The following is an 11,952-nucleotide window of genomic DNA, read 5'->3' on the forward strand; positions in this document are numbered from 1 at the left end:
AGGCTGATTCTTCCCTGAACACGGGCAACCAACCTCATTCACACAGGTGTTGCTCAGTCACCCTTCGAACGGGCGTAGTGGCGGGACGCCTTCGCACGGTTCCCGCACACCGCCATGGAGCACCAGCGCCGCGTGCCGTTGCGTGAGGTGTCGAAGAAGTGCAGGACGCACGCCTCGTGGGCGCAGTGGCGGATCCGGTCCGGCGCGGTGGACAGCAGCCGCAGGTAGTCGCGGGCGGCGAGCCAGGCGGGTCCCCATGAGGCGTCCGGGAACTCGGGCTCCTCGCCCGGGCCCGCCGGGGTGAGCGTCGCCCGGATCCGGCCGTGCGCGAGCACGGCGTCCACGCGTGCCGCGCCGGCCGTCAGGGAGTCGTCGACCGCCGCCGCCAGCGCGTCCCGGGCCTGGAGGGTGTGCCGCAGGGTGGCCGGGTCGGCCGCGAACCGCTCCTCCAGCCCGTTCGCCGCGAGCCAGACCGCCAGCCCCTCCGTGCCGTCGAGCAGGTCGCGCGGGGCGCCGTCGTGCACCCAGCGGGTGTTGAGCAGGTCGAGGGAGAGGGGTTCGCCGGTGAGCGGGCGGGGGTCGCGGGCGGCGGACATCAGGGGCTCCTTCCGGTCTAACCCCTAAAGGTTAGATCACCGGTTGACGCCCGCCGAGTCTAACCACTAACGTCATCTATACAGGTTAGAAAATGAGATCAGAGATCAGCTGAAGGGGACAGCCATGACCTTGCGCACCGGCCACATCGGCCTGAACGTCACCGACCTCGACCGCTCCCTCGCCTTCTACCGGGACGTCCTGGGCTTCGCCGTGCTGGCCGAGGGCAAGGAGGACGGCCGGCGGTACGCCTTCCTGGGCGAGGCCGACCGTCTGGTCCTCACCCTCTGGCAGCAGGCGGGGCAGCCGTACGACACCGGGCGCGCGGGCCTGCACCACCTCGCGCTGGAGGTGGACTCCATCGCCCGGGTCGAGGAGTACGAGGCGGCGCTGCGGTCGTACGGCGCGGAGTTCGCCTACGACGGGGTGGTGGCCCACCGCGAGGGCGCGGCCTCCGGCGGCATCTTCTTCCACGACCCCGACGGGACGCGCCTGGAGATCTACGCCCCGCAGGGCGCCGAAGACGCCCCCGCCCCTGCCGAGTCCGCTCCGACCTGCGGTTTCTTCTAGGCGTGAGGGTCATGGGCGTCTATCACTCGGGCTCGCGGGCCGTGCAGGACCGGGTCGGCGTGCGGGAGCAGGCCGATCACGTGGGCCGCTCGATCGGGTCCGGCATCAAACCGGTGGCGGCGGCCTTCCTGGAAATCCAGCCGCTGCTGGTGGTGGGCGCGGCCGACCCGGCGACCGGCGCGGTGTGGGCCTCGCCGGTCGCCGGCGACCCCGGCTTCGTCCGCGCCACCGGCCCGCACCGGGTCTCCGTCGCGGGCGGGCCCGCCCCGGCCGACCCGCTCGCGACGGCCCTGGCGACCCCCGGCACCCCCGTCGGCACGATCGCCCTCGATCCGCGCACCCGCCGCCGGATGCGCCTCAACGGCGTGGCCGAGCCGACGGAACGGGGGTTCGCGGTGACGGCGGGGCAGGTGTTCTCCAACTGCCCGAAGTACCTCCAGCGGCGGGAGTCGTACGAGGTGGTCGCGGACCGTGTGCCGGGGGAGCCGCGCGCGGCGGACGAGCTGACGCCCGCCCAGGCCGGGTTCCTCGCGGCGGCCGACACCGCCTTCCTGGCCACCGTCCACCCGGAGGGCGCCGACGCCAGCCATCGCGGCGGCCACCCGGGCTTCCTCCGGGTCGACTCCCCGCGCGACCTGAGCTGGCGCGACTATCCCGGCAACTCCATGTTCCTCACCCTCGGCAACCTCGCCGCCGACCCCCGGGCGGGCCTGCTCGTCCTGGACTGGACGACGGGCACGGTCCTCCAGCTGACCGGCACGGCGCGCACGGAGTTCGGGGCGGACGGCGCACGCGCGGTCCACTTCACGATCGCCCGGCTCGTCGAGACGCCGGCCGCGCTCCCACTGCGCTGGTCCGCTCCCGAACACTCCCCGGCCAACCCGCTCCCGGCGCGTTAACGTCCCTGGATGCGCCGGAAACTGAGGGTGGCGGCCTACGCCATATGCGTCCGTGACGACCATGTCCTGCTGGCCCGCTCGCCGGCCTGGGACGGAACCCTCGAATGGGTCCTCCCCGGCGGCGGCATGGAGCACGGCGAGGACCCGTACGACACGGTCGTCAGGGAACTGCTGGAGGAGACCGGCTACCACGTCGAGGTGGCCGGTCTCCTCGGCGTGAGCTCCAGCCGCCGCTCCCTGCCGCGCCGGGGACTGCGCGGCCCCGTCGACCTGCACTCCGTACGTCTGCTCTACGAGGCGAAGGTCGTCGGCGGCGAGCTGCGCTTCGAGGTCGGCGGCTCGACGGACATGGCGGCGTGGCACGACCTGGACGCGGTGTCCGGGCTGGTCAGGATCCCGCTCGTGGACACGGCGCTGCGGATGTGGCGGGAGAGGGACCCCGGTGTTGCATGATAATGCGAGATGTTGCATAGTTTTGCTATGTCCAAGGTCCTCACCTCCCTCCCTGTCGGCGAGCGCGTCGGCATCGCCTTCTCCGGCGGGCTCGACACCTCGGTCGCCGTCGCCTGGATGCGCGACAAGGGCGCCATCCCGTGCACGTACACCGCCGACATCGGCCAGTACGACGAGCCCGACATCGCCTCCGTGCCCGGCCGTGCCTCCGCGTACGGCGCCGAGATCGCCCGGCTCGTCGACTGCAGGGCCGCGCTGGTCGAGGAAGGGCTGGCCGCGCTCGCCTGCGGCGCGTTCCACATCAGGTCCGGCGGGCGCGCCTACTTCAACACCACGCCGCTGGGCCGCGCCGTCACCGGCACCCTGCTGGTCCGCGCGATGCTCGAGGACGGGGTGCAGATCTGGGGCGACGGCTCCACCTTCAAGGGCAACGACATCGAGCGGTTCTACCGCTACGGCCTGCTCGCCAACCCGCACCTGCGGATCTACAAGCCCTGGCTGGACGCCGACTTCGTCACCGAGCTGGGCGGCCGCAAGGAGATGTCCGAGTGGCTGGTGGCCCACGGGCTGCCCTACCGGGACTCCACGGAGAAGGCGTACTCCACCGACGCCAACATCTGGGGCGCCACCCACGAGGCCAAGACCCTGGAGCACCTGGACACCGGCATCGAGACCGTCGAGCCGATCATGGGCGTCCGCTTCTGGGACCCCGCCGTGGAGATCGCCACCGAGGACGTGACGGTCGGCTTCGACCAGGGCCGCCCGGTCACGATCAACGGCAAGGAGTTCGGCTCCGCCGTCGACCTCGTCATGGAGGCCAACGCGATCGGCGGCCGGCACGGCCTCGGCATGTCCGACCAGATCGAGAACCGGATCATCGAGGCCAAGAGCCGCGGCATCTACGAGGCGCCCGGCATGGCGCTGCTGCACATCGTCTACGAGCGCCTCGTCAACGCCATCCACAACGAGGACACCCTCGCCCAGTACCACGCCGAGGGCCGCCGCCTCGGCCGGCTGATGTACGAGGGCCGCTGGCTTGACCCGCAGGCCCTGATGATCCGCGAGTCGCTCCAGCGCTGGGTCGGCGCCGCGGTCACCGGCGAGGTGACGCTGAGGCTGCGGCGTGGCGAGGACTACTCGATCCTCAACACCACCGGCCCGGCGTTCAGCTACCACCCGGACAAGCTGTCGATGGAGCGCACCGAGGACTCGGCCTTCGGCCCGGTCGACCGGATCGGCCAGCTCACCATGCGCAACCTCGACATCGCCGACTCGCGCGCCAAGCTGGAGCAGTACGCGGGCCTCGGCCTGATCGGCAGCGGCAGCCCCACCATCGGCGCCTCCCAGGCCGCCGCCACCGGCCTGATCGGCACCATGCCGGAGCTGCCCGAGGGCGGCGCCGAGGTCATCGCCTCCCGGGGCGAGGTGTCCGAGGAGGACGCGCTGCTGGACCGCGCCGCGATGGAGTCCGGCACGGACTGATCCCGGCCCCAGGCATACGGGCCCCGGCGGACACCTCGTCCCGCCGGGGCCCGTTCGCGTACCCCGCCGGATGAACGCGGGGTGACGCCGTCCCGGCCCGCGAAGGAGCGTCCGCGGACGCGCCGGGTGGAGGGTGATCCACGTACGGTGATCGGCGCTGCCCGTTGCCGCCGCGTTCACACGCAGGTCATTCCCGATGCCAACGATCCAGAGCGAGCGGGGGGTTCGCGCGAGCGGCCGTCCGCGCCACTGCCGACGCGTTCGCACTCGGGGAGACCGCGCCATGTCGCGCCTACGCTCTGTCGCCAGCTCCACCGCCCACGGACTGGCGGTCGACCGCCGCACCGTCCTCGCCGCCGCCGGAGCCGTGTCGCTGTCCGCGGGCGTCGGCTACGCCCTGCGCCCCACCGACAGCCGGGCCGCCACCCAGTCCCCGGCCACCGCGGGGGAGGCGCCGGTCGCGTCCTCCCGCAGGGCGCCGGCCGGCCCCCTCGCGCCCTACACCCGCGGCACCACCCTGTCCGGCGTCGCCGTCCCGCGCGGCGGTTCCACCGGGTACCGGCGGCTCGGCGACGGCAAGGGCTGGCCCCGGGTCGTCCGCAGCGAGCTGGCGACGCCCAAGTCCGGCCGCGCCGAGCGGCGTACCGCGCTCGCGGCCTTCGTCCAGCTCACCGACCTGCACCTGATCGACGCCCAGCATCCGCTGCGGCTGGAGTTCCTGCGCTCGGCCGACGTGCACGCCTGGCGGCCGCAGGAACTGCTGACCGTGCAGGGCGCGGTGTCGCTGGTGGAGCGGGTCAACGCGCTGCGCGGGGCGCCCGTCACCGGTGCACCGCTGCACTTCGCGATGACGACCGGCGACAACACCGACAACAACGCCATGACGGAGCTGGAGTGGTTCCTGACGGTCCTGAGCGGCGGGCGGATCACCCCCAACACCGGTGACCCGCGCCGCTACGAGGGCGTCCAGAACAGCGGCCTGGGGCAGTACTGGCAGCCCGACTCCGCCCTGCGCGACGCCGACAAGCAGCGCGGCTTCCCGCAGCTGGACGGGTTCCTCGCCGCCGCGACGCGGGAGGTGCGCAGCCCCGGCCTGAATCTCCCCTGGTACTCGACCGTCGGCAACCACGACTCCCTCCCGCTCGGCTGCTACGGCCACGGCGACCCCTACCTCGCGGACTTCGCCGTCGGCGGCAGGAAGCTGATGACCCTGTCGGCGGCGGAGGCGAAGAAGCTCCAGGACGCGATCAAGAACGCCACGGACCCGCTGGGCGTCCGGTTCCGCGACCTGCTCGAGGCGCACGCCCGCGACCTGCGCCCGGTGACACCGGACGAGCGGCGGGCGCCCTACACCGCCGCCGAGTACGTCAAGGCCCACCTCGACCCGGCGTACACGGGGATGGGCCCGGTCGGGCACGGCTACTCCACGGCGAACCTCGACGCGGGCACCCAGTACTACAGCTTCCGCATCGCCGACGACGTCATCGGCATCAGCCTCGACACCACCGACCCCGGCGGCCACTACGAGGGCTCCGTCGGCGCGGCGCAGCTGCGCTGGCTGGACCGCACCCTGCGGGAGAACGCCGACTCCCACGCCGTCGTCTTCAGCCACCACACCAGCAGGACGATGGACAACGGGCGCCCGGACCCGGCCCGCCCGAACGAGCGGCGGTACCGCGGCGCCGACGTCCTGGCCGTGCTGGGCCGCCACCGCAACACGCTCGCCTGGATCAACGGCCACATCCACCGCAACGAGATCACCCCGCACACCGGGACGGACGGCCACGCCTTCTGGGAGATCTCCACGGCGTCCCACGTGGACTTCCCGCAGCTGGCCCGGGTGGTCGAACTCACCGACAACAAGGACGGCACCCTCTCGGTCTTCACCACCATGGTCGAGTCCGCCGCCCCCCACCGCACCGACTTCACCGACCTCTCCCAGACCGGCCTGGCCGCGCTCTACCGCGAGCTGTCCTTCAACGCCCCGGGCGCCCGCACCGACCTGGCGGGCGGCACCCGGGACCGGAACACCGAACTGGTGCTGAAGAAGGGCTGATCCGAAGGCACGGCCAAGGGGGCGTCTCTAGCGGGGCACCACGACGACGTACGCCGCCGGGTCGCGGTCCGCCGAGGCCATCAGGGCCGTGCGGACGACCGTGGCCTGCTGCTCCAGGGACTCGCGGAGCTTCCTCGGGGTGATGTGGACGACCGTGATGCCCAGGCGCTCCAGGTGCTCCCGCTTGCGGGCGTACTCCGACCACATCGCGTCCTCGTCCTGGCGCGGGGCCCGGGTGTCCAGTTCGACGGCGACCGAGTGCTCCGGCCAGAAGGCGTCCAGGCCGCCGAGGTGGGGGCCGCCGGGCAGGCGCAGGTCCACGTTCCAGACCGGGTCGGGCAGGCCGTACTCCCGCACCATCCGGTACAGCCGGTCCTCCGCGATCGCCCGTCCCTCCGCGAGCAGCGAGTCCACCGCGTCCACCACGTGGGGCCGGCCCAGCAGCTTCGCCTGGGTCAGCTCGCGGACCACCGACGCCGGGTCGCAGTGACCGCCCCGGACGGCCTCGGTGAGCAGCCGGCGCACGGCGCCCGCGTCCCGCAGGTCCGCCACCGCGTCGGCCAGCGCGCGCGGCACGGGTGCGACGGGGAGACCGGTGACCTGCTCGGGGACGGGCAGGTGCGCGGTGCGCAGGACCCGGGCGAAACCCGTGGAGCGCAGCCGGCGCAGCCGGGGCACCAGGACGTCGAGCCGGTCCAGGGCGGGCAGCGGCGGTGACGTGGTGAAGCCGTGCAGGGTCAGCGCCGCCGGCCCGGTGACGACCGCGTCGGAGTAGACGGGGCGGTGCGGCTGCTCGGCGCCCGGCTGGGACGGCACCGCCGGGAGGGTCGTCGTCTCGCGGGCCGCGTAGGTCAGCAGGGCGTGCAGGCGCTCCTCGCTGGTCGGGGGGCCCGGGTGCAGGACGTAGACGCCGGGGAGCAGCTGCTGCCAGGGGCCGCCGGGGCGGCACTGCTCGGCCATGTCCGCGGGGGAGACGCCGTGCGAGCGGAGCTGGGCGGCGGTCAGGACACGGCGGGTGCCCTCGGCGATGTGGCGCAGGGGGCGGGGGGAGAGCGGGGTGTTGTGGGTCATGCACCGGGGATTCCCGCACTCGGAACGCCTCTTAACCGCTGTTACACACCCGTCGACAAATGCGGACAACCTTGCACTAAAGGACGGATGTTCGGATGCCGAGTAGGCACCGAAAACCCCTGGTCCGTATGGGGGCGGTCCAGGGGTTACGGTCTTTCCTGCCGGGATTTCGTAACGGTGACCTACGGCCTAAGCTCAGGCCAAAGGCCGTCGGCCGGGCCTCAGTTCGCCGCCGCGTCGCACTCCTGGCCGCGCAGTGCCCGCGCCAGGTCGTCCCGCGCCTCCAGCACCAGGCGGCGCAGCGCCGGCGGGGCGCCCTCGTGGGCGGACAGCCAGGCGTCCGTCGCCCGCAGCGTCTCCGGCGAGTCCTGGAGCGACGGGAACAGACCCCGCACCACGTCCATGCCGATCTGGATGGACCGCTCCCGCCACACCCGCTCGATCACCGCGAAGTACTTCTCCGCGTACGGCGCCAGCAGCTCCCGCTGCGACGGCTGCGCGAAGCCCGCGATGGTCGCCTCCACCAGCGCGTTGGACAGCGCGTCCGACTCCACGACCTGCGCCCACGCCTGCGCCTTGACCGCCGCGGAGGGCCGCGCGGCCAGGCAGCGCACCTGGTGCCGCTTGCCGGACGCGGTGTCGTCGCGGGCCAGTTCCTCGGCCAGCGTCCGCTCGTCGGCCGCCCCGTGCGCGGCCAGCGGCTCCAGGAACGCCCAGCGCAGCTCCTGGTCCACGTCCAGACCGTCGATCTTCTCGGTGCCGTCCAGCAGACCGCGCAGCAGCCGGAGGTCCGCGTCACCGGACGCCGTCGTCGCGAAGAACCGCGCCCACGCCAGCTGGTGCTCGCTGCCCGGCTCGGCCGCCCGCAGCTCACGCAGGGCGCCCTCCGCCAGCAGCCGCTCGCCCTCGGCGCGCCAGTCCGGGGCCACGTAGTGGACCAGCGCGGAGTTCGCCCACGCGTGCAGCATCTGCAGCACGCCGATGTCCGACTCGCGGCCCGCGAACCGCAGCACCAGGTCGACGAAGTCCCGCGCCGGCAGCAGCGCGTCCCGGGTCAGGTTCCACAGCGCCGACCAGCACAGGGCACGCGCCAGCGGGTCCTCGATCGCGCCCAGGTGGCCGCGCAGCGTCTCCAGCGAGGTCGCATCGAAGCGGATCTTGCAGTACGTCAGGTCGTCGTCGTTGACGAGCACCAGCTCCGGCGCCTTGGCACCCGCCAGCTCCGCCACGACCGTGCGCGGGCCGTCGACGTCCGCCTCGGCGCGCGCGTACCGCTCCAGGGCACCCGAGGCGCCCCGCCGGTACAGGCCCACCGCGACCCGGTGCGGCCGCAGCTCCGGGTGCGACTCGGCGGCCTCCTGCACCACCGCCAGCTCGTCGATCCGCCCCTCGGCGTCCAGCAGCACCTGCGGCGTCAGCGAGTTCACCCCGGCCGTCTGCAGCCAGGACCGCGCCCACGCGCCCATGTCCCGGCCGGACGTCTCCTCCAGCACCGACAGCAGGTCGCCGAGGCGGGTGTTGCCGTAGGCGTGCCGCTTGAAGTAGCGCCGGGCGCCCTCCAGGAACGCGTCCTGGCCGACGTACGCCACCAGCTGCTTCAGCACGGAGGCGCCCTTGGCGTAGGTGATGCCGTCGAAGTTGAGCTTCGCGTCCTGCAGGTCACGGATGTCGGCCGTGATCGGGTGCGTGGAGGGCAGCTGGTCGGCCCGGTACGCCCAGGCCTTGCGGCGGTTGGCGAAGGTGATCCAGCCGTCGGTGAAGCGGGTCGCGCCGACCAGCGAGAACGCGCCCATGAAGTCGGCGAAGGACTCCTTCAGCCACAGGTCGTCCCACCACTCCATGGTGACCAGGTCACCGAACCACATGTGCGCCATCTCGTGCAGGATGACGTTGGCCCGGCCCTCGTACGACGCCTGCGTCACCTTGCCGCGGAAGATGAACTCCTCGCGGAAGGTCACCAGGCCCGGGTTCTCCATCGCGCCCAGGTTGTACTCGGGCACGAACGCCTGGTCGTACTTCCCGAACGGGTACGGGTAGTCGAAGTGGTCGTGGAAGAAGTCCAGGCCCTGCTTGGTGACCAGGAAGACGTCGTCGGAGTCGAAGTACGGGGCCAGGCCCTTGCGGCACATCGCGCCGAGGGGGATCTCCAGGCGGGTGCCGTCCGCGAACACCCGCTCGTAGGAGTCCGTCACATAGTGGTACGGGCCGGCCACCACACACGTGATGTACGTCGAGATCGGCTTGGTCTCCGCGAACCGCCACACGCCGTCGGCCCGCTCGCCGGCCCCGTTGCTCCACACCGTCCACTCCTCGGGCGCCCGCACCTCGAAGCGGAACGGGGCCTTGAGGTCCGGCTGCTCGAAGTTCGCGAACACCCGGCGGGAGTCGGCCGGCTCGTACTGCGTGTACAGGTAGACCTCGCCGTCCTCCGGATCGACGAAGCGGTGCAGGCCCTCGCCGGTGCGGGAGTAGGCGCACTGGGCGTCCACGATCAGCTCGTTGTCGGCGGCCAGGTCCTCCAGCACGATCCGGGAGCCGTCGAACACCTCGCTCGGATCGAGGTCGCGGCCGTTGAGGGAGACCGCGGTGACGCTCGGCGCGATCAGGTCCGCGAAGCTCGACGCGCCCGGCTCGGCGCACCGGAAGCGGATCGTGGTGACCGAGCGGAAGGTGCGCGGGCCGTCGCCCTCGTGCTCGCCGACGGCCGAACGCACGTCGAGGGACACCTCGTACCCGTCGACGGACAGCAGTGCGGCCCGCTCCCGGGCCTCGTCGCGGGACAGATTCTCACCGGGCACGGGCGGCACTCCCTCGTACGTCATGGCTACGGCTGAACAGGACCGATCCTGCCATGTGCCCCTGACACGGCACAGCAGGGAATGAGCGGGGACACCGGTGGCGTTCTCCCCCTGTTCCCGGAGAACGCCCCTTGAGGAGAGACATGTCGGAGAAGACCCCCGTCGACTTCTGGTTCGACCCGGTGTGCCCCTGGGCCTGGATGACCTCCCGGTGGGTGCTGGAGGTCGAGCGGATCCGCGACATCGAGGTCCGCTGGCATGTCATGAGCCTCGCCGTGGTGAACGAGGACAGGATGGACGACCTGCCCGAGGACTACCGGGAGATGCTGACCACGCGGGCCTGGCCGCCGATCCGGGTGGTCACGGCGGCCTGGCAGAAGCACGGCGACGCGGTGGTCGGCCCCCTCTACACCGCGCTCGGCACCCGCTTCCACAACAACGGCGAGGGCACCACCCTGGAGGCCATCGCGGGCGCGCTCGCCGACGTCGGCCTGCCCGCCGACCTCATCGACTACGCCCACCAGGAGGACTTCGAGTTCGAGGCCGAGCTGCGCGCCTCCCACAAGGAGGGCATCGAGAAGGTCGGCCAGGACGTCGGCACGCCGATCATCGCCGTGCCCGGCGCCGACGGCGAGCAGATCGCCTTCTTCGGCCCCGTCGTCACCCCGACGCCCCAGGGCGAGGAAGCCGCCCGCCTGTGGGACGGCGTCCTCGCCGTGGCGTCCGTGCCCGGCTTCTACGAGATCAAGCGCACCCGCACCAAGGGCCCGGACTTCGGCAACCTGTGACGCCCAGGGATGCCAGGGGTGTCTAGGCCGCGGCGATCCGCGCCAGATCCGGGAAGTCCGTGACCACCGCGTCCACGCCGAGCCCGTAGTGCAGGGCGTACTCCGCGAACGCGTCGCCGAAGCCGGTCGCCGTCGCACCGCGGCGCAGGGCGGGCGGCAGGTACTGGTTCTCGGCGCGGAAGGTGTACGCCCCGACGCGCAGGCCCGCCGCGTGCGCGTCCGCCACCAGCGAGGTGGGCGTGCCGGTGCCGCCGTCCGGGTTCACCGGCACGATCGAGGACTTGTCCGGGCCGATCCAGTCCGCGTACCCGGCGATCCGCGCCAGCCCGGCCGGGGTCATCATGTCCCGGTACGTCGTCGGATCCCCGGCCGAGACCAGGTCGTACGGCCCGCCCGTGGTGCCCAGTGCCTGCCACAGCGGCACGCCGAGCCGTTCGTCGGCGATCCGCCGCAGACTCGTCGGCTCGAACGACTGCACCACGCATTCACGGGGGCCCAGCCGGTTGCGGCGGACGGCCTGCGCCAGCTTCGGCTCCAGGGGCAGGCCGAGCGCGCGGAAGTACGTGGGGTGCTTGGTCTCCGGAAAGACGGCGACCGTCCGCCCGTGGGTCCTCGACAGGCGCCGGGCGAGGTCCACGACCTCCTGGAAGGTCATGATCCGCTCACGCCCGTCGAAGACCGTGTTGCGGTCGCGGACCAGGGGCAGGCGTTCCACCGCCCGCAGCGTCCTCAGCTCGGCGAGGGTGAAGTCCTCCGTGAACCAGCCGGTCACCGCCCGCCCGTCCACCGTCTTCGTGGTCCGGCGGTCCGCGAACTCCGGGTGCGCGGCCACGTCGGTGGTCTGCGAGATCTCGTTCTCGTGCCGGACCACCAGCACATGGTCCCTGGTCGGCACCAGATCCGGCTCGATCCAGTCCGCGCCGGTCTGCACGGCGTACGTGTACGAGGCGGCCGTGTGCTCCGGCCGCCAGCCGGCGGCGCCCCGGTGGCCTATGACCAGGGGCCGGCGCGGGCGCCCGGCGTCTTCGGCGGCCCGCGCCGCGGGGCCGGCGGCGAGCGCGGGGCCGCCGGCGGCGGCCGCGAGCAGCACGGATCGGCGTCTTATCGGCATCGGAACGTCCTCTCGTCGTAGGGGGTGTCTCGTCGATCAGGCCGGATCAGGGAGCGGCGTCTGGTGCCGTGCGTCGCAAGGCGGAGGGCCGCCCGCGTACTGGGCGGACGCGGGCGGCCCGACAACGCGG

10 protein-coding genes are annotated in these 11,952 nt (G+C 72.6%); 6 read left to right on the forward strand and 4 right to left on the reverse strand.

Going from position 1 to position 11,952, the window contains the following annotated elements:
* Nucleotides 1-53: 53 nt before the first annotated feature.
* Complete coding sequence (locus ACSU6L_RS24250; protein WP_365517316.1) at nucleotides 54-596, reverse strand: CGNR zinc finger domain-containing protein; 543 nt, start codon at nucleotides 594-596, stop codon at nucleotides 54-56.
* A gap of 124 nt (nucleotides 597-720) precedes the next feature.
* Between ACSU6L_RS24250 and ACSU6L_RS24255 the strand changes: the two genes are divergently transcribed.
* From ACSU6L_RS24255 to ACSU6L_RS24275, 5 genes are all read left to right on the forward strand, one after another.
* Complete coding sequence (locus ACSU6L_RS24255; protein WP_437059998.1) at nucleotides 721-1,164, forward strand: VOC family protein; 444 nt, start codon at nucleotides 721-723, stop codon at nucleotides 1,162-1,164.
* A gap of 11 nt (nucleotides 1,165-1,175) precedes the next feature.
* Nucleotides 1,176-2,063, forward strand: coding sequence for a pyridoxamine 5'-phosphate oxidase family protein (locus ACSU6L_RS24260; RefSeq protein WP_437060000.1), 888 nt, complete (start codon nucleotides 1,176-1,178; stop codon nucleotides 2,061-2,063).
* Between the two features lie 9 nt (nucleotides 2,064-2,072).
* Nucleotides 2,073-2,516 (forward strand): NUDIX hydrolase, encoded by a 444-nt coding sequence (locus ACSU6L_RS24265; RefSeq protein WP_437060002.1) that lies wholly within the window; start codon nucleotides 2,073-2,075, stop codon nucleotides 2,514-2,516.
* 27 nt (nucleotides 2,517-2,543) lie between these two features.
* Complete coding sequence (argG, locus tag ACSU6L_RS24270) at nucleotides 2,544-3,998, forward strand: argininosuccinate synthase (RefSeq protein ID WP_437060004.1); 1,455 nt, start codon at nucleotides 2,544-2,546, stop codon at nucleotides 3,996-3,998.
* Between the two features lie 283 nt (nucleotides 3,999-4,281).
* Nucleotides 4,282-6,054: a TIGR03767 family metallophosphoesterase gene (locus tag ACSU6L_RS24275; protein WP_437060006.1), complete on the forward strand. Its 1,773-nt coding sequence runs from the start codon at nucleotides 4,282-4,284 to the stop codon at nucleotides 6,052-6,054.
* Between the two features lie 27 nt (nucleotides 6,055-6,081).
* On the opposite strand, the gene ACSU6L_RS24280 is transcribed toward ACSU6L_RS24275, so the two are convergent.
* Both ACSU6L_RS24280 and pepN read right to left on the reverse strand, forming a co-directional pair.
* Nucleotides 6,082-7,125, reverse strand: coding sequence for a hypothetical protein (locus tag ACSU6L_RS24280; RefSeq protein WP_437060008.1), 1,044 nt, complete (start codon nucleotides 7,123-7,125; stop codon nucleotides 6,082-6,084).
* A gap of 221 nt (nucleotides 7,126-7,346) precedes the next feature.
* The gene (gene pepN, locus ACSU6L_RS24285) at nucleotides 7,347-9,923 is read right to left on the reverse strand and encodes an aminopeptidase N (protein ID WP_437065030.1); all 2,577 of its coding nucleotides are present in this window, start codon (nucleotides 9,921-9,923) and stop codon (nucleotides 7,347-7,349) included.
* Between the two features lie 143 nt (nucleotides 9,924-10,066).
* Here pepN and ACSU6L_RS24290 point away from each other — a divergent pair, with 143 nt between their 5' ends.
* Complete coding sequence (locus ACSU6L_RS24290) at nucleotides 10,067-10,711, forward strand: mycothiol-dependent nitroreductase Rv2466c family protein (RefSeq protein WP_437060010.1); 645 nt, start codon at nucleotides 10,067-10,069, stop codon at nucleotides 10,709-10,711.
* A gap of 22 nt (nucleotides 10,712-10,733) precedes the next feature.
* On the opposite strand, the gene ACSU6L_RS24295 is transcribed toward ACSU6L_RS24290, so the two are convergent.
* Nucleotides 10,734-11,822 (reverse strand): glycerophosphodiester phosphodiesterase family protein, encoded by a 1,089-nt coding sequence (locus ACSU6L_RS24295; RefSeq protein WP_437060012.1) that lies wholly within the window; start codon nucleotides 11,820-11,822, stop codon nucleotides 10,734-10,736.
* Nucleotides 11,823-11,952: the final 130 nt, after the last annotated feature.

Origin of the sequence: Streptomyces sp. enrichment culture (assembly GCF_964272855.1) — a bacterium.
Taxonomy (GTDB): domain Bacteria; phylum Actinomycetota; class Actinomycetes; order Streptomycetales; family Streptomycetaceae; genus Streptomyces.